The 18042-nt window shown below is 48.4% G+C and carries 13 protein-coding genes; 1 reads left to right on the forward strand and 12 read right to left on the reverse strand.

Annotated features, from left to right (window positions below; genetic code table 11):
- Positions 1 to 112: 112 nt before the first annotated feature.
- From IC229_RS01065 to IC229_RS01115, 11 genes are all read right to left on the reverse strand, one after another.
- Positions 113 to 1186: a PA14 domain-containing protein gene (locus tag IC229_RS01065; RefSeq protein WP_190885065.1), complete on the reverse strand. Its 1074-nt coding sequence runs from the start codon at positions 1184 to 1186 to the stop codon at positions 113 to 115.
- 212 nt (positions 1187 to 1398) lie between these two features.
- Entirely contained in the window at positions 1399 to 2472 is a 1074-nt protein-coding gene (locus IC229_RS01070; protein ID WP_190885066.1) for a PA14 domain-containing protein, read from the reverse strand.
- Between the two features lie 116 nt (positions 2473 to 2588).
- Positions 2589 to 4994, reverse strand: coding sequence for an ABC transporter permease (locus tag IC229_RS01075; protein ID WP_190885067.1), 2406 nt, complete (start codon positions 4992 to 4994; stop codon positions 2589 to 2591).
- 267 nt (positions 4995 to 5261) lie between these two features.
- On the reverse strand, positions 5262 to 5555 hold the full coding sequence (locus IC229_RS01080) for a hypothetical protein (protein WP_190885068.1): 294 nt from the start codon (positions 5553 to 5555) through the stop codon (positions 5262 to 5264).
- A gap of 104 nt (positions 5556 to 5659) precedes the next feature.
- A complete protein-coding gene (locus tag IC229_RS01085; protein ID WP_190885069.1) occupies positions 5660 to 8023 on the reverse strand; it encodes an ABC transporter permease in 2364 nt (787 codons plus the stop codon).
- A gap of 300 nt (positions 8024 to 8323) precedes the next feature.
- Positions 8324 to 9502, reverse strand: coding sequence for a serine hydrolase domain-containing protein (locus IC229_RS01090; RefSeq protein WP_190885070.1), 1179 nt, complete (start codon positions 9500 to 9502; stop codon positions 8324 to 8326).
- 109 nt (positions 9503 to 9611) lie between these two features.
- The gene (locus tag IC229_RS01095; RefSeq protein ID WP_190885071.1) at positions 9612 to 10451 is read right to left on the reverse strand and encodes a DUF4097 family beta strand repeat-containing protein; all 840 of its coding nucleotides are present in this window, start codon (positions 10449 to 10451) and stop codon (positions 9612 to 9614) included.
- The gene (locus IC229_RS01100; RefSeq protein ID WP_190885072.1) at positions 10451 to 11317 is read right to left on the reverse strand and encodes a DUF4097 family beta strand repeat-containing protein; all 867 of its coding nucleotides are present in this window, start codon (positions 11315 to 11317) and stop codon (positions 10451 to 10453) included. The genes IC229_RS01095 and IC229_RS01100 overlap by 1 nt, the downstream gene beginning before the upstream one ends.
- A gap of 27 nt (positions 11318 to 11344) precedes the next feature.
- Entirely contained in the window at positions 11345 to 12181 is an 837-nt protein-coding gene (locus IC229_RS01105) for a HEAT repeat domain-containing protein (protein WP_190885073.1), read from the reverse strand.
- Positions 12156 to 12701: an RNA polymerase sigma factor gene (locus IC229_RS01110; RefSeq protein ID WP_190885315.1), complete on the reverse strand. Its 546-nt coding sequence runs from the start codon at positions 12699 to 12701 to the stop codon at positions 12156 to 12158. The genes IC229_RS01105 and IC229_RS01110 overlap by 26 nt, the downstream gene beginning before the upstream one ends.
- A gap of 266 nt (positions 12702 to 12967) precedes the next feature.
- Positions 12968 to 13540 carry a hypothetical protein gene (locus tag IC229_RS01115; protein ID WP_190885074.1) on the reverse strand — a complete coding sequence of 191 codons (573 nt, stop codon included), beginning with the start codon at positions 13538 to 13540 and terminating at the stop codon, positions 12968 to 12970.
- Between the two features lie 431 nt (positions 13541 to 13971).
- On the opposite strand from IC229_RS01115, the gene IC229_RS01120 reads away from it, so the two are divergent.
- On the forward strand, positions 13972 to 15561 hold the full coding sequence (locus tag IC229_RS01120) for a hydrolase (RefSeq protein ID WP_190885075.1): 1590 nt from the start codon (positions 13972 to 13974) through the stop codon (positions 15559 to 15561).
- 53 nt (positions 15562 to 15614) lie between these two features.
- Here the strand turns inward: IC229_RS01120 and IC229_RS01125 are convergent, their stop codons facing one another.
- Positions 15615 to 18005 carry an ABC transporter permease gene (locus tag IC229_RS01125; protein ID WP_190885076.1) on the reverse strand — a complete coding sequence of 797 codons (2391 nt, stop codon included), beginning with the start codon at positions 18003 to 18005 and terminating at the stop codon, positions 15615 to 15617.
- Positions 18006 to 18042: the final 37 nt, after the last annotated feature.

Genomic DNA, 18042 nt, shown 5'->3' on the forward strand with positions numbered 1-18042 from the left:
CACTTTAATTAAGTCGTTGATAAGCAAAAGTTTACAGTGCTTCGTGGGGATGTAGGTTGTCCGTCATCGGACACGTATTGTTCACTTGTGGACACGTATTGACGCGCTACGTTCATCGAATGGTAATCTCGACGCGCCGATTTTTACTACGTTCACCCTCGGTTGAATTGCCAGTAATTGGTTGCTTTCCGCCGAACCCTTCAGTTGTGATACGTTGCTCATTGACGCCCCTCCGAGTCAGGTAATTGGCCACTACGCGCGCCCGATTTTCCGACAGTGCTACGTTGAGCCGGGGATCACCGACGTTATCAGTATGGCCTGCTACGTGAATATGCCATTCCGGATTCGCGTTCATTGCCTGAACCACCTGGTTTAACTCATCAGCCGATTCGGGTAGTAATACGTAGCTACTCTGCTCAAACTGGACATTACGTAATATGACTGTCTGACCGGGTTTTAAGGCTAACGTAGCATCGACGGCTGGTTTGGGAGCGGGCGTAGGCACCGCTGTCGACGTATCACGAGTATTTGTTTTCCTGATATGGGCAGGCCTGACAACTGGCTTTTTCAGGTTAGTAATCAGTCGTTTCTGAGGAATCGTCTTTGGTGGTACAGACACTATGAACGTCGTTTTAGGGGTTGCAGGCTTTGGCGATGGGGGCGGAGTGGGTGTTTTCTGGATAAAATACTTTGCGGAAATGAGCTCTCCTGGCGTAGTAAACTTATCGAATAAAAGGCGTTTCGTATCAGGGCGTTGCCAGTAGAGTTGAATTTTCCCGCCCAGCATGTCGTTGAAATAATCCACACGTAAATCATAGGTACGTCCGCCTTCCAGCAGAATGCTACCCGTGTAATTTCCGGAGTCGTTCAACTGCCAGGATTCAACTACTTTTTGGTTCCCTATCCAAACCCGAATGCCATCATCGACACGGGTATAAAACTGATAACGACCTGTTACAGGTGCCAGCAGTTTGCCCGTCCACCGAACGGAATAATACGAGCGAGGAATTCCTCGACCGGGACTTTTAAACTCCCAGTCGAAGCTGATTTGCGGATCGATTCGCGAAAAGACCTTTCGTACAAAATTCATATCCGCGTAGTAATCACCTCTCAACCCCGGTTGCGCGAACGCGTGTCCAGGAGTCAGTCCAAATACCAGTATCCAGAATATAGCTAACCGTTTCATCGGTAACTTTTTATAATAAAGTTGACACGTAGCAAAGGTCGAAGCAAAGGTCGAATGTTTAGTGATATTCAGGCTTTAAGAAACGTTTTCTGTGCGATTGCTTTTCGCTGGATTGATCAAGGCTGCCTTGTGAGTTGTTACTACGTCGAATGATCCTACAAATTGATGTGACTCAAGAGTAGAAGATAATGATGTATAATTTAACGGCAGTGTTACTTAATCGTTATCTCAACCCGCCGATTTTTACTACGTTCCCCTTCCGTCGAATTGTCCGTAACGGGTTGCTTTCCCCCGAAACCCTCTGTTGTGATACGTTCCGCATTGATGCCATACCGGGTGAAATAATTGGCAACCACGCGCGCCCGATTTTCCGATAGTGCTACGTTCAGTCGAGGATCGCCGACGTTATCGGTATGGCCCGCTACATGAATATGCCACTGCGGATTGGCAGTCATGACCCGAACAACTTTGTTCAACTCATCGGCCGATTCGGGCAGCAGTACGTAGCTACTCTGCTCAAACTGAACATTACGTAATACAACTATCTGGCCGGGTTGCAATGCTGAAGGTGCTTCGGTAGGTGGTTTGGGGGCGGGTTTTGGCGCAGATGGTAACGTATCAACAGGAATTAGCGTCCTGTTTGTCACAGGTGTAATCACTGGTTTTTTTAGATTGAGAGCCAGTCTTTTTGATGGAATTGTTTTCGGTGGTATCGAAACTGTAGTAGTCGATTTGGGGGGTGCGGGTTTTGGCGGAAGGGGAGGAGCTGGCGTTTTTTGAGAGAAATACTTCGCTGTAATCAATTCGTCAGGATTACTGAATCGATCCCAAAAAGATCGTTTGGTATCTGGCCTTTGCCAGTACAGACGGATGTTGCCCCACTCGATATCGTTAAAATAATCTACTCGTAAATCGTAATAACGGCCTTCTTCCAGCGTGATACTTCCCGTATAATTCTTGTTACTGTTTAGGCGCCATGATTCAATTACTAGTTTGTTACCAATCCAAACGCGGATACCATCATTGACATGGGCATAAAAACGATACTCACCGCTCACGGGTGCCAGTAGTTTACCTGTCCATCGAACGGAGTATTCTGAACGGGGAATCCTTGGATCAGGACTGGTATATGCCCAGTCGAAACTAATCTGCGGGTCGATTCTGGATAAAACTTTTTGCTCGAAATTCACCCCCGTATAGTAGTCCCCCCGCAATCCAGACTGCGCCAATGTCTGGCCCGTCAACAGCCAGAATAAGACAATTGATATGGTGGTCAATTGATACATTTTGAGCTATTTATGAGTACTAAGAACGGAAAGTATTTGCTTGAAAAACAGCGTTTAAGATACTTTAACGTAACAGACAGTTGACATGAAAATTGCTTGTTACGTTGTCAGGCTTTTTATTCTGTGCGAATACTTTTTGCAGGGTCAGCCATTGCCGCCCGCAGGGATACCCGACCGACCGTCAACAACGTAATACCCGAAACTAATGCCAGCGTAAGCGCAAATACCCACCAGCCGAGATCAATGCGGTAGGCGTAACTTTGCAGCCAGCCATTCATCAGAAACCAGCCAACTGGAGCAGCGAGTACAAAGCCGATAACCAGAAGCCACGTAAACTCACGCCCGAAAAGCCAGATCAGTTGTTGAACACTGGCTCCCAGCACTTTCCGGACGCCGATTTCCTTCTGCCGGGTTTCGGCCATAAACAGCACCAGACCATATAAACCCAGACAGCCGATCAGGATGGCTACCAGCGAGAAAATCTGTGCCAGAGAAAGTAGAATCCGTTCCGTTACATAAAAATTGTCCAGTTGTTCGTCCACAAACGAAGCTTTGAAAACGTATTCCGGAAAGAGTTCATTCCAGGTCTGATCGATGGTAGACATTGTGGCCGTTACGTTGGTGGGGTCGATACGTAGCGCGGCCATATCGTTCTCTTTGTAATAATTCAACAGCACCAGCGGCTGAAGACCGATACGTAGTTCGCCCATATAAAAATCATGCACGACACCAACAACGGTTCGGTCGGCGCCCCAGATATTGAGTCGTTTGCCCAGCACGCTATTGGCAGACGGTACGCCTAATTGCTTCACCATCGTTTCGTTCACAATCACCTCATTATTCGTGGTGTCGTTGTTGCGGAAATTTCGTCCGGTAAGCAGTTTTATGTCAAACACCGACAGGTAATTCATGTCGCCCACCTTCACACGAGTCTGAAATTTCTCAGGCTGTGTGTGGGTGTCGAACGTAAACGGTAACGGCGGGCGATGGGGCGCAGCTGGTGGCTCAACCCCCAACGTAACATCTTCGACACCTGGTATTTGCCCTAATCTGGCACGTAGCGTTTGTTGTTTGATAGGACTATCAGTAGGAACGGGAATGGTAAGAATGGATTTTTTCTGGAATCCCAGATTTGCTACCTGCATATAACCAACCTGGGCCATCATGACAATAACGCCGATACAGAATAATTGCGTGATAAAGAACTGCGTAACCACCAGACTACGACGCACCCGCAAACCGCCTACCTGTTGCGTCGTCATCCGGCCATGCAGCGCCACTACCGGTTTGAAACGAGCCAGCACCAGCGACGGATATAGCCCCGCCAGTAAGATAACCCCGATAATCAGCCCCAAAAACCAAATCAGTGAACGTGGCAGGAAGAGGTCCAGGATTGATAAATCGGCGTTGAGCATGTGGAGGGCGTTGTTGAGCGCCGGTAAACCCAGTTGCGCCAGAAGCATGCCCAGCAGCACAGCCACGAGTGTCAGCAGGCTGGTTTCGGTCATGAACTGCCCAATCAATTGCCAGCGTGTACTGCCCACCGCTTTCCGAACGCCAACTTCCTTTGCCCGTTTTAAGGCATGAGCAGTTGCTACGTTGATGAAGTTGATGCAGGCACCGCCCACCAGAAACAACCCCACCGCGATGAGCACATAAAGAATCATGTAGGGTGACTCGCCCCCGTATTGTGGGTTATGGCTCAGGTCGCGGAGGGGCAATACGTGGAAATCAAGCGCTTTAGCTTCTTCAGTACGTAGGTATTTCTGGCGGATGGCGGGCAATACGTTCGTGAGCTGCGCGAGGGGCGTACCTTCGCGCAACGTAACGAAACAGACGGTTGTTACGTTGTCCCACGATTGCATGGCTTGCTGACCGTTAGTGCCTGATAATGTGGAAAGTGTACTATAGGAAATCAGACATTCGTAACGAAGCTTGGTATTTGACGGCGGATTTTTGATAATTCCCGTTACGGTCAGGTTAACCTGGTTATCGAAACGTAGCACGCGCCCAACTACCTGCGATGTACCAAAATACTTCTGAGCGTATCGTTCGGAAAGCACCACCGTATTGGGAGAGGACAAAGCTATTTTCGGATCGCCCGCTATCCACGTTACGTCGAATACGTCGAAAAACTGAGGTTCTGTGAAGCAGAGCGTGCGCGATTCTTCAAACTTTTTGCTCATACGGCCCTTCCCGTCGGGCACACCCACCACGCGTCGGAAAACATTCTCCAGCCGAACGGCGCTCTCCACAAATGGATAATTCCGACGTAGCACTTCGCCCAATGGCCGAGGGGTAGCATCGGTAGGTGTTACATTCTCGTGGCGAATATCCGTTACGATCCAGTAGGTACGTTTCGCTTTGGAATGGTACTGGTCGAAGCTGAACAAATAGCTGACCAGCAGAAAGATAACGATGCCACAAGCCAGCCCAACAGATAATCCGACAATACTGATAAGGTTAACCCGGCGATACCGCCAGAGATTACGTAGCGCAATTTTGAAGTAGTTCTGGAGCATGGTTTAGGATGAATCGATTTATATTGAGCAAATATATAATTATCTTTTATATAAAAGAATTGAATAGGATATTTCTTCCCTTGACATTTTGAAATGCTATTAGGGCCTGAAAAAGAAGAAGCTCCTGTATCAAAAATGACACAAGAGCTTCTGTTCCTTTCGTAATAGGTAGGGCTACTCCCAAGGCATTGAGCTTGAGTTTAGACAATAAGCCAGCCGCTGTAATGGTAAACCATTACAGCGGCTGGCTTTTCTGTGAAGGTAGCTTTAGCTTGCCATCCGCAATTGACGCTGTATGGCAAGATCTTCCTTCCTGACGAACGTAATGGGTACAAAATCATCGGTCGGTGAGCCGATGTAGTAGAGTGTCCAGTCCTGGTCGTAGCCAGCCAGCATCTGCCGGATGCACTCGACCCGGTCGAAGGTGGGCACTACGCAGTCGCTCCAATAGAACAACTCCACGCGGTAATGGAGGGCCTGTTTTTGCCCGTTGATGGTTACGTCGATTTCGATTTCCTGCTTACCAGGCATCGAAGAAATGGGAATGGCGATGTACGACATAGTTATAGGAAAAGGAAATTGTTAAAACTTATTTTTTGCATGGTACATAGGGCTTTGGGCATAGGGTAAAAAATTAGTTATGACCCTCTACCCCGAGCCCTTTGCTATTCTGACCGCAAACTATCGCTCGGATTCGCCAGCGCGGCTCGGTACGTTCGGAGGCCAATCGTGAGGCTACCGAGCACCAGCAAGACTGCGAAACAAAGGCCAAGCGTTTCAATACCGATGGATACATGATACGCGAAATGGACCAGAAACGCGTACCCTCCCAAATATCCGAGCGGCAAAGCAATGGCACCCGCAATGAGCAATAAACGCACAAAATCGCGGGACAGCAGCCAGATGATCTGACGCACTTCGGCGCCCATAACCTTCCTGATTCCCACTTCTTTGACACGGCTTTGCGTTGTATAAGTTACCATACCCAGTAAGCCCATATAGGCGATGGAAAACGCCAGGCCAATCAGCAATCCCATAAAATCGGTATCGGTGCTATGGGTATGGAGCTCTTCCAGAAAATTGTTATACCATTGCCCGGTAAAGGGTTCGTAAGGGCTAAGTCGTTTCCATACTCGTTGAATGTCAGTCAGTACGGCGGTTTCGGCACCGGCGGCAATACTAACAGTCACGTAGCGAAACTGACTCGGTACGCTACGTAGCATCAATGGCTTGATAGGTATGTGGAACGTAGTAAAGCGAAAATCTTTCACAACGCCTGCAATAGTTACTTCGGTGCTATCATTAAGCCACAACGATTGCCCAACGGCTTCCTGGGGGCTACCCAGACGGAACACTTTAACCGCTTCTTCGTTGATAACCACCAGCCGCCCAGACGTATCGGTAGAAGAAACCGGTAGGTTCTGACCCGCCAGCAGGGTCAGATTCATGGCAGGAATAAACTGATGATTGACCGAAGACATAAAAGAGAGCGAAGAATCCATTTTCGACCGGTTCCGTTTTACCCATCGTAGATTTCCTCCTTGCGAACCCAATAACTCAGAAGAAGTAGCTACCCGCTCAACGCCCGCCAATCGGTTCAGCTCATTGGTTAAACGTTGAACCGGTACGTCATTAGTGGGAATAGTAAGGATACGCTCCCGCCGGAAACCGTAATCGCCCGTAGCCATATAATCCATCTGACGAATCATGGTTAATAGGCTAATCATAGCCACGAGTGAAATGGTAAACTGCGCAACAATCAGTGACTTACGTAACGAAATACCACGTAACGTGCGCAAACCCGTCTGACTACGTAGCACCTGCGCTGGTTCGAAACCCGACAATATCCGGGCTGGAACAATGCCTGCTAATAAGCCAGCTATAATGCTGAACAGAATAAACGTGATCCAGATCGTCCAGTCCCATTTAACACCGCCAATGAGCCATTGCTGCACAAACGGCATCGGTTTGACGAGTTCCAGCATCACGACGGCCAGACCTAGGGCCAGTAATGAAAAGGTCACGGATTCGCCCATAAACTGGCCGATCAATTGCCAGCGTACTGCCCCACTTACTTTGCGAATACCTACTTCGCGGGCACGGCTCAGCGAACGCGCCAGTGTCAGGTTAATGTAGTTGAAAGCCGCCAGCAACAGCGTCACCAGCCCCACGCCGAACTCAGCCAAAAGTCCGGCAATTTGGGGTTCATACGTACCATACATCAGCTCTTCGCGACCGGGTGAAATATGGTTGAGAGGCTGCGTACGGAAGCTATAACCTTTTATCTTTTTGAAGTGTAAATCCTGCGTTGCTCGGCTTACGATTGCAGGTAGCGCTTTATCCAAAGCATCGACAGGCGTGCCTTCTTTCAGCAGTACGTAGGTATGACCGGGAAAATAGTTTTCCCAGGCCGCGTTGGCCGGCTGCGATTGAGAAGACTCCTTCAACGCAATCAGCATATCGAATACCAGGTGCGATTTCGTGACCTGCTTTGCTAAAACGCCCGTTACGGTCAGACTGCCTAATTCTGTGTGCTGTAAAAGCTTCCCGATGGGATTAGCGGTTCCGAAGAATTTTTCGGCGGTTTCGGGAGTTAGAACAACTGTATTTGGTTGCGTGGCGGGTAAACCTTTCGCCAGTTTGAAGCCGAAGATTCGGAAAAATCCCGGATCAACCGCGAACGACATTACGGTCAGTCGTTTGTGATTTCCCAAAAAATCCCCATACGTTCGAACAACGCGAGCGGTTTCATCAACAAAACCATACTGCTGTTTCAGTACGTTTCCGAGCGGCTGGGGCGTAGTGGCAAATGGTGATACGTTGTTTTCTAAACTGACTACGTCGGTCAGAATTCGATACGTTCGGTCGCGGTTGGGGTGGAACGTATCGTAATCGAAAGCCCCTTTGATATGGGCAAGCGCCAGCAGGCAGACGGTTAATCCCGATGCTAGCCCAAATACGTTGATCACTGAAAACAGCTTGTGCTTCCAAAGATTTCTTAGGGCGATATTGAGAAAATTACGTAGCATCGGGTTGCGGCACGGGGTTAGAAGGCATACGGATAAAACCCTGCTTATTATTCCTGATTTGTGTTGTATCTGGGCTACGCTCAAATATTATACCATTGCTTTTAACTACTTGATAATCAAAAAATTATAAAGAAAAAGTGAACGTAATACGTCCGGTTTCGGACGTATTACGTTCACTTGCGGACAAGCGAAAAAATAGGGCGTGAAGGTGGGGTGGAGCAAGGTGCAGGGAGCGTGGAGTAGGGATTCACTCTTCCCCGCAATCCCTGCCATCCACGCGACCCCACTCCCTGCCCGAATCTACCTGGGTAACAAGACAGCGCGTTCGTCGAGGGCTTTGGCGATTTGGTTGGTCATCGACGTAACACGTTGGGCCGTAGTGCGATCGCATTCATTGGTGAGCACGATGATACCCAGATTAAGTTCAGGATAATTGACGCATAAACTGCTGAAACCCGGAATGTTGCCGTCCTGCCAGATGACCCGGTTAGTACCCGATTGAATCATCTGCCAGTTTAGCCCGGCCGAATACGTAGCACCGTCGCTCCACGTTGGCTGGTGCGTCAACCGGACCGGTTTGCTCTGTTCTGCTACGTTCCAGTACACAAATTTTAGCATATCGTCAACGGTCGATTTCAGTGCACCCGCTGCCTGAAGTTCATCGGCATCCGAAGCTGTTACGTTGCCACAGACGTCGTAGCCCTTCGCCTGACGGGCTTGTTCGGCTGGCGTCAGTGAAATTTTGGTACTACTCATGTCCAGCGGTTGTGCAATCTTCTGACGGACAAGCTCTTCGAACGGCATACTGTATACCTTTTCCAGAATATACCCCAGCAACTGAGCACCCGTATTGGAATAGCGGAAACGATGCCCCGGTATGGTATCGAGTTTGACCTGATGCAGTTCGGCGTAAAAATCGCTACGTGGGTTTATCCGTTCCTGCTGCATGGAAATCGCCGAGGCCGACGTATTAGCGTTCGTTGCTACGTCCGGGTGACTAGGCAACAAAAACGGCAGTCCTGATCGGTGATTCAGCAGATGATATAGCCGGATGGGATGGCCTTCATACGCCAGATTCGGATAATTGCCATCGAGGTATTTCCGAACATCGTCGTCCAGATTCAGGCGTTTCTCCACAACTGCCTGAGCCAGTAGCGCACCCGTGAACGTCTTGGTGATCGACGCAATGGCATATAGCGTTTGGCTCGTTGGGAGTTGCGTCCGCCCTTTCTCGACCGTACCGTAATTGTAAACCTGCGTTTGCCCATTCTGGACAATTCCCAGCGAGAGCCCAACCGCCTGTGGTGTTCCCATGAACTGCTGAATGGCCTGATCGACAAGGGAATCAACCCGGTTTTTCAACGAATTATCGGAAGATATTTTTGGCGGCTGGGTTGTCAGCTCAGCCAAAGCATTTGGCTGAGCTGGTTCTACCAACGTAGTGACGAGTAGCAGGGCGAGTGTGAACCAGGCATTCATGGGTAATCAGTGGGTTTGGAAGGGTACAGAATCTGAACTTCGATTCGCCAGTTGGCTGGCTCACCACGTAGTACTGACTGCCAGATGCTATTTGTCTGCGCAGGGTTGCTTACTTCGCTTTCCGGACGTAGATATTGCCGTTCATGTTTTTCATCATGATCTCCCGGCCACCTCCGTTCACTTTGCCCTGTACCCATTCTTCGATAGCGACCCGGTACATACCGTTTTGATTGCTCTTGTTAACTTTCGAAGCCGTTTTATCGACGTCCAGATCGAAATCAGTGAACATATCGCCCCGGTCCGATTTGAGTTTCAGATTCATTTTGCTCGAAGCCGGAAACGTTACGTCGACATTACCGTTCAGGGTCGAGAATGCCATTGGCGCTTCGGCGTTTACACTTTTGAACGTAGCAAGCACGCCACCATTTACGGTGTTGGCAACCGCCGAACCCGATACGTTGGTCAGTTCAATTGAACCGTTTACGTTATTGACTTCCAGCTCACCCGATACGTTATCGACCGTAATCTGGCCGTGATTGACCGTGCTGATACGTAGCGAAAAATTCTGAGGCACTTTGATATTTAGGTCAATCGTTTGATTTATGGAGTTTGACTCAATCGTAATCGTGTTACTTTTCTCGCGGGCGCTCACATCGAACGGGTTACCTGGGCTGATACGTTTCATGCCATTGGATGGCCGATCGTCACTGTCATCGCGTCGACCCCGCCGTGAATTACCCGAAGCCGAAATATCGATGATCACATCTTTGCCTGTGTGTCCCGTTACGTGTATCGAGCCATTAACCAGACCAGCCCGTAACGTACCGGGTTTACCAGGATCGCTGAGCGGAACTACCAGTTGTTCCTTCACCTCGTTCTGGGCGAACAGTGAACCGGTAGAAATCAGGCTTATAATCAGAATTCCAATTGTCAATTTAATCGTTTTCATCAGGATTGTTTTTTAATGTAAATGCTGCCGTTTAGTGTTTCAAATTTGAAAGTCTTGCCGCCACTACCGATGCGAACGGCAGTGTTTTTGTTGAGTCTGTAGGTCATACCGCTGCCCGTTTTCTGTTCGGTTTTTGTCGGCTGCATGGGGAGTGCTTCCGCATTGGGAAAGTCGGTGTAAAATCCTCCGTGCATGCTTTTAAATTGTAGATCTGCCGATAGGTTAGCGGGGTACGTTACCCGAATATCCCCGTTGATGGTGTGATAATAGGAGTTTTCGGGTGGATTGGCGAGGTAAGTGATGTCGACGCCACCATTAACCGTATTGGCGTCTGTAGTGCCTTTCATGTTTGTCAGCGTAATGGCTCCGTTAACATTTCGCGCTTTCACATAGCCACTTACATCTTTCACGACAACTTCGCCCCGATTGACAGTCGACACCACCAGATTCATGTGATTAGGTACTTTTACCGTAAAATCGAGGTTGAAATCGTACTCAATATCGCGGTCGTTATTCCAGTCGTTACGTCGTTGCCGACGAGGACGTGAATCGAATGGCTGAGCGATGTAAACAGTTACGCTATCGCCTTTCTGGTCGAAGCCAAGTTGAAATTCCTTTTTGCCAATTTCCAGATCACCGTTGTTTTTAGCGGTAATGGATTTGTTAACTTCTACGATAATCTTATCGCCTGAATAGCCTTCGACTTTAACAAAGCCGTGGATATTGTAAAGAGCGAATACGTTGTTGGGGCCTTTCGAAACCGTAAATTCTTTACGGATATTCTCTTTGGCTTCCTGAGCATTTGCTGGCAATTGGGCACAAGAGATGGCCACCCCCGCCAGCGCGGAGATTAGTAACAGTCGCATAGGTGTATTGGGATTTACGTTTTAAAATCAGGATAAGTCCCGGATGGTCTGTTCGATTTTACCCTTGACCATGTGGTTTGTATTGTCATCGTGGAGCAATTGCCGAAGTGGTTTGATGGACCGTTTTTCCTGCAATTTTACCATCACATCAGCCAGCGCCGATTGTACCAGGGGCGAATCCTGACGGGTAATCGACTGAACCAACCCTTCCCGAACCGTCGGGTTATCAGCCAGTTTGGCCAGCGCTTCCAGCGTTACCAGCCGGACGTTCACATTTGCATCGTTGTTTAATGTTGTCAGCAGGGCATCAATTACTTTACTATCGACCTGGTTAATTTCTTCGGTATAACTCACCGCCCGAAGCCGCTCCGAAGCCGCCGGATTTTCCAGTAGCGAGAGCATCATCATCTGCCGCATTTCCTGTACCTGCGTCGATAACGTATCGATCTGCTGCTTGTACGCCACGTTAGGCCCAGTAGCGTGATTAAACCAGTAACCCGCAAGAATACCAACTCCCACCAGTGCTACGCTGTAAGCCAGTCGAACGGCCAGTTTCGGCGTAAAGAACTCCCGGAATTTTGTGAGCAGATTATCCAGGGCGCTCTCCGGTTTATCGGCAATTGTTTCTTTATACGTATCAAGCATCGTCTGGAACCGGATGCGGGCCATCGGACTCGGCTCGGGCGTGGGTAACTGACCCATCATTTGCCAAAGCTGCCGTACCGAATCGGCTTCTGCCTGACAGGCTGGGCACTGGGCAAGGTGCGCGTCCATAATAGCTCCTTCAGCATCGGGCAGCTGATTGCTGAGCCATTCGGTCAATTGCTCTTGCGTTTGTTCACAGTTTATAGGCAGTTTTCCCATTTTCAATAGTCAAGTAAATTTTTTTTAACTCATTCATGGCGCGATGCACCCGTACTTTTATGGCACCTTCGGTCGTGTTGAGTACTCGTGCAATTTCTTCGTACTTCAATTCCTGAAACCGGCTCAGTACCAGTACTTCGCGATTTTCTTCACTTAATCTGGCCATCGCCCGGTGAAGGGTCTCCAGTTCCTGTTTTTTCTGAAACTGTTCGTCGGCGGTGGTTCCTCCGCCAATTTTCTCTGCTACATCGGCCAAATCATAATGCTGGGACGAACGCTTGTTTTGCTTGCTGTGATCGACTATTACGTTACGTGCCAGGTGATACATCCAACTTCTGAATTCACCGTCCCCAGTAAACGTATGGCGGTATTTCAACATGCGGTAGAAAACCGTCTGCACCATGTCCTCGCTGGCTTCACGCTGCCCCGTCATGTGAAACAGGAAACCGAAAAGCGGCCGATTGTAACGCTCGAATAACAAACCCATCGTATCGATACGACCGGCTTTTACCTGCAGCATAAGCGCGTTGTCTGTCAGAGCGTTCAAGCGAGAAAGAACTGGTTTAATGGATTTTGGACTGGAAACTTCGGAAGTTAGGGAAGGTTACAGAAAAAAGTGAAAAATTTTTGGCATGGGGCAAAGCACATAGGGTGAAAGGGTAGAGCCGGTTTCACCCTATGTGCTTTGCCCCATGCCAAAAAACAAAAGCTGCCCCAAGTGAGCAGCTTTTGTCTGGTAGAAATTAACGTGTAAATCAACTAACTTAATCTATAATCTTTTCTGGGTTATTGATTGCCCAGCTTAATGCCAAAACTGCGTTCGGTTTCTTTGATGATGGCCTGCTTCTCGCGCTCGCTCTTGCCTGTTACGTTGGCCGTGCGCTCAATGATCAACTCTTCGCCGTCTTTCTCAAATGTATACTGCATCCAGAGACGACCGTTTTCTTTATCTTCCTGCACACGTACCGACGCTGGTGCTACGTCGCTCGGCGAAAAGGTGGGCGACGAATTTGCCTCTGTCGTGAATTCGTAGGAAAAATTGTTTTGCGCCGTTTTATCGGTGCAGGTGCTCTTCTTTTTCGAAATTTCAGGCTGAGGATCGTTGGAGGCAACCATTGTCTGGGCAGCGGTTGCCTGCTCCAGCGAATCAACGATGCGGTATTCCAGTGCTTTTACGGCGCTGGCCTCCATCTCCGCTACGTTGAACGACGCATTGAAATGAACTGAACGACCGACGTCTTCAATATCAACGCGGATACGTAACTGCCGACCATCGGTCGTTACGTGCTTGCTCGACGACCGTTGGGCTATTGCACCAAAGCTAACTGCGATTAGGAGGGCGGTAAATAGCGTTTTCATGAGCTGGCAGAGAGTTACTAAGTTAAGTAAGTAGAATTACTCTTATCTATCATCGTGCCAAGACTGCAACTGTTTGTATATCAGTATGTTTAGTATATATGAAGAAATGGAATGTCCGATTTCGGACAAATTCGGACAAATTTTGTACGCCAGTGGACAGAACTGAATATACACTTAGAAAATATTAGTTGGGTTAGGGCAGGTTTATACCGTAAAATCATAACTAACACGAAAATCGATTCGTAGTGAAAAATACTGGTATATTGTTAGTTAGTTGTATTTAATAATGACCAATCTATTTTGTTGTTTTTGTCAGAACCGCAAATTCGGTACATAATTGTTTAATGTAACCATAATATAATTAGTCGAATACTCTTTTTTGAAAGCAATACCTTTGTTCTAACTATTTTCTCACAAACTATTCTATTTCTATGCTCAGGTTCAATAACTCGAAAGGTATCTATGTTGCCTGTCTGGTAGCAAGTTTAGTAGTCGGTTGTAACTCTACAGACAATCTGACGCCCGCTGTCAATGATTTTTCAGCCAGAGGCTCGGCGAAACTTCAAGCCATCTCGCTAAACGAAGGATTTGAAGTCGGCTCGACCAGCCCCAAAACGGCGTATGACGTAGCACCGACAGGCTCATCGAGTGGCGACAACGTAACACTACAGACAAAATCCTGGAATTTGTACGATGCATTAATTGGTAACTTGAGTGGTGATAAGAAAGCCGGTTCGTGGTCAGCACGCATTCGGAATACGGGTAAAATTACCATGCTGTTCGATGTTACGTCGGGGGCTAGTACGGTGACGGTTAAACACGCTACGTATGGCACCGACGGTCCAAGCCAGTGGGGGCTGTGGTACTCAGGTAATGGTGGTGGTAGCTGGACGCAATCAGGATCGAACGTTACGTCGGGTTCTACGCTTCAGACACAGACCTTTACGCTGAACGTAACGGGTAATGTTCGAATTGAAATCCGGAAACTGACGGGTGGCTCTGATCGTGTCAACTTCGATGACATCGTCATCAACGACAACGGCGGCACCAATCCCCCAACCGGAAAATCATTCCTGTTCGATGCTACTAAGCGTGAGAATGCGGGTAGTGCTGACTGGCAAATCGATGCCGACGGAACGGAGAGTGTCCCCATTTATACTGGTGGAACTACAGTGGAAACGAAGGCGCAACGCGTTCCAACCCCTTCGTATACGGGTATTACGGCCAGTACGTCCGAAACGTATTGGAAAGGCGCTATTTCGGCCTGGGCTGTTGATCTGGTGAAGCGCGGCAATCTGGTCGAATCGCTGCCGAATGGTGCGTCCATTACGTATGGTAACGCATCGAACCCGCAGGATTTGAGTAATTATGCCGTCTACGTAGTGGTAGAGCCAAACCGTTTATTTACAGCAGCGGAGAAAACAGCCATCATGAATTTTGTGTCGAATGGAGGTGGACTGATGATGATTGCCGACCACACCGCACCATCGCTAACAGGTACCGATCCAAATGGTTACACACCCTCCGACCGCGATGGCGACGGCAACGATTCACCCCGCGTCTGGAATGATTTGATGTCGAACAATGGCATCAATAACAACAAGCCATTCGGTTTTGTAGTCGACTACATTGACATCGATGAGCAGCCAACTACGAAAGTTTATACGGGCGCTAATACGAATGCGCAGAAAGTGCTGGGCGGAATAGCTGGCACAGCGTCGAAACTGGCGTTCTATGCTGGCTGCACGGCTACGTTATATCCTGCCAATAATGCTAACGTACAGGGTTTGTTCTGGCGAATGAGCAGTTCGGTGGGCAGCACTACAGGCGTCATGGCACTATTATCGACCTACGGCAACGGACGTATCGTTTTTGTTGGCGACAGCTCTCCCGCCGACGACGGAACGGGCGACACCAACGATAACCTGTTCAACGGTTGGTCGGGCGATGCGCCATCGGGTTACACGTCGCACCCTGCCTTGCACATCAACGCATCGTTGTGGTTAGCGAAGATTCAATAGGATAGGGGTAAGGGCCTGGGGTTGTAGAGACAAGGCATGCCTTGTCTCTACAACTATTCCGAACGTAGCGACTTCACCGGATTCGTCAGTGCCGCTTTGATACTTTGGAAGCTGATTGTGAGCAAAGCAATACCAATTGCCAATAAACCCGCCAGTGCGAATAACCACCAGGGCATGTCGATTTTGTAGGCAAATCCGTTTAGCCAAAGATTCATACAGTAGTAGCCAACGGGAACAGCTAGCAACAGAGCGATAAGTACCAGTTTTAGAAAATCTTTCGATAAGAGTGTTGTCAGGCTCATGACCGATGCGCCCAGCACTTTCCGAATACCGATTTCCTTGATACGCATTTCGGCGGTGAACGTAGCAAGGCCGAACAAACCAAGGCACGAAATCAGAATAGCTATAACCGCAAACGCATTGAACAACGTAGCAGTTCGGGCTTCAGTTTTGTACAATCGGTCGAACGTCTCATCCAGAAACTTATAGTCCAGCGGTCGGCTTGGAATCATATCAGTCCAGATTGACTGAATCGCTTTTAATGCTTCCGCTTCTTTGCCTGGAACAATTTTTACATAAACCCCACTTCGCCAGCCTGGGTTGTTGAACAGGACCAGTGGGGTTATTGCTTCGTGAAGGCTTTTGAAATGAAAATCTTTAACAACTCCAATCAGAACGCCCTTCATACCCTGAAAATGAAACCGTTGACCAACAATGGGTTTGCGTAGATTAAACTTGCGGACAGCGGTTTCGTTGAGCACTACATTTTGCTCATCAGCTGTATTATCTGGTTCAAACCAGCGACCCTGCGCCATTTTCAGATTGAATACTTTCTGATACGTTGGCTCCACCGAAAGCTGGCCGACTGTAGGTTGAAAATCCGCCGGACGACCATCCCAATCAAGACTGCCGCTGTGCGAACTTTTGATTTCGACGATATTCTGGCTGGCAAGGGTTGCGTCGGCAATGCTGGATTGCTCCAAAAGTCTGCTTTTAAAAACCGCCGGATCGACCTTCGGCTTGGCATTCCACGGAATGGTGAGCGCCACAATATGGTCGCGATCATAACCGAGTTTAGTGGTCCGAATGAATCGAATCTGCTGGTAGACAACCAACGTAGCAATCAGGAAAATAATGGAAATCGTAAACTGAACCACCACCAGACTCTTCCGAAAAACGCTGTTACTCGAACCTAATATGTTGAGGCCACGTATCGCGCGAACGGGCTGAAACGACGACAGCAGCAACGCTGGATAAACGCCGGTAAGCACAACAGTGAGCAGGGCTGTTCCGCCTAGTACAAGCCAGATAGAGGGCGCTCCGAAACTAAGCGAAAACGTCTTGTTGGTCAGGTTGTTGAAAACTGGTAGAAACCCATAAACAAGAAGAAGCGCCACGCCCAATGCCACCAGACACATGAGGATCGATTCAAGCATAAACTGTCCAAAGAGCTGCGTGGAACCTGCGCCGATGATTTTTTTGACGCCAACTTCTTTGGCCCGGATACTGGCGCGGGCGGTTGTCAGATTCACGTAATTGATACAGGCCATCAGCAGAATCGCCAGCGCAAGTCCTAAGAAAATGTATACAGTCCGCCGGTCGCCTTGCTCAACGTTGCTGCCGTAGCGGTCAATCGTGTCAAAATGAATGTCGGCCAGTGCTTCCAGCTCCAGCGTTATACTCGTCTCGGGTTTTCCCGTTTTTTCGTCTTTTTTGTCCTGGCGGATTATTTTGGTAATCTTCTGTTCGGCCTTTTTAACATCGGCATCTGGACGTAATACTACGTATGTTTCGTAGTTATAATTGTTCCAGTTGTAATCGTTTTTATACGTCTCTGGTTTCGCCAGATGAGCGGCAAGGGGTACCAGACAATCGTACTGAAAACTGGAATTAACCGGATTGTCTTTCATCACCGCCCGTACTACGTAGTCTAGCGTATCGATACGTATCAATTGGCCAACTGCTCTGGCCGAACCAAATAGTTGAGACGCTTTCGATTCGGTCAGGGCGATACTTCGGATATTTCGGTTAAAATCAGTGAAACTCCCATCGACAACAGTATAATCGAATACCGAAAACCAGTTTTCATCGACACAAGCCGCTTTTTCTATCCGGGTTAGCTGATCACCGATCTTCACAGTTAGATCGGGATAAAAGGGTTTTGTGATCAATGTATGCTGTTCAATTTCAGGTACCTGTTGGAGATTTTTAGCTAATAGGAGAGGGGTTGTTGACCAGTGCCAGGTTTCTTCCTTATTGACCTGATTGTGCGTAATAATCAGCTTGGTACGTTCTGATTTCGCATGATACGTATCAAAACTCGACTCATTCTGTACCCACAGCAAAATAAAAACCGCAGCGGCCATGCCAACCGCCAGACCTGTTACGTTCAACAAACCGAAAACTTTGGTTTTTAAGAGATTACGAATAGCAAATCGAAGCATAGGGGAGGAGGTTTGAGGTAGAAATTAATTGTTTCTC

The organism is Spirosoma profusum (assembly GCF_014699005.1).
Lineage (GTDB): Bacteria > Bacteroidota > Bacteroidia > Cytophagales > Spirosomataceae > Spirosoma > Spirosoma profusum.

Excerpts from the sequence above, each read along its gene's own strand:
- IC229_RS01100 (WP_190885072.1), bottom strand. The coding sequence starts at position 11,317 with ATGCGACTGTTACTAATCTCCGCGCTGGCGGGGGTGGCCATCTCTTGT.
- IC229_RS01075 (WP_190885067.1), bottom strand. The coding sequence starts at position 4,994 with ATGCTCCAGAACTACTTCAAAATTGCGCTACGTAATCTCTGGCGGTAT.
- IC229_RS01110 (WP_190885315.1), bottom strand. The coding sequence starts at position 12,701 with ATGCTGCAGGTAAAAGCCGGTCGTATCGATACGATGGGTTTGTTATTC.
- IC229_RS01070 (WP_190885066.1), bottom strand. The coding sequence starts at position 2,472 with ATGTATCAATTGACCACCATATCAATTGTCTTATTCTGGCTGTTGACG.
- IC229_RS01120 (WP_190885075.1), top strand. The coding sequence starts at position 13,972 with ATGCTCAGGTTCAATAACTCGAAAGGTATCTATGTTGCCTGTCTGGTA.
- IC229_RS01080 (WP_190885068.1), bottom strand. The coding sequence starts at position 5,555 with ATGTCGTACATCGCCATTCCCATTTCTTCGATGCCTGGTAAGCAGGAA.
- IC229_RS01105 (WP_190885073.1), bottom strand. The coding sequence starts at position 12,181 with ATGGGAAAACTGCCTATAAACTGTGAACAAACGCAAGAGCAATTGACC.
- IC229_RS01115 (WP_190885074.1), bottom strand. The coding sequence starts at position 13,540 with ATGAAAACGCTATTTACCGCCCTCCTAATCGCAGTTAGCTTTGGTGCA.
- IC229_RS01095 (WP_190885071.1), bottom strand. The coding sequence starts at position 10,451 with ATGAAAACGATTAAATTGACAATTGGAATTCTGATTATAAGCCTGATT.
- IC229_RS01065 (WP_190885065.1), bottom strand. The coding sequence starts at position 1,186 with ATGAAACGGTTAGCTATATTCTGGATACTGGTATTTGGACTGACTCCT.
- IC229_RS01085 (WP_190885069.1), bottom strand. The coding sequence starts at position 8,023 with ATGCTACGTAATTTTCTCAATATCGCCCTAAGAAATCTTTGGAAGCAC.
- IC229_RS01090 (WP_190885070.1), bottom strand. The coding sequence starts at position 9,502 with ATGAATGCCTGGTTCACACTCGCCCTGCTACTCGTCACTACGTTGGTA.
- IC229_RS01125 (WP_190885076.1), bottom strand. The coding sequence starts at position 18,005 with ATGCTTCGATTTGCTATTCGTAATCTCTTAAAAACCAAAGTTTTCGGT.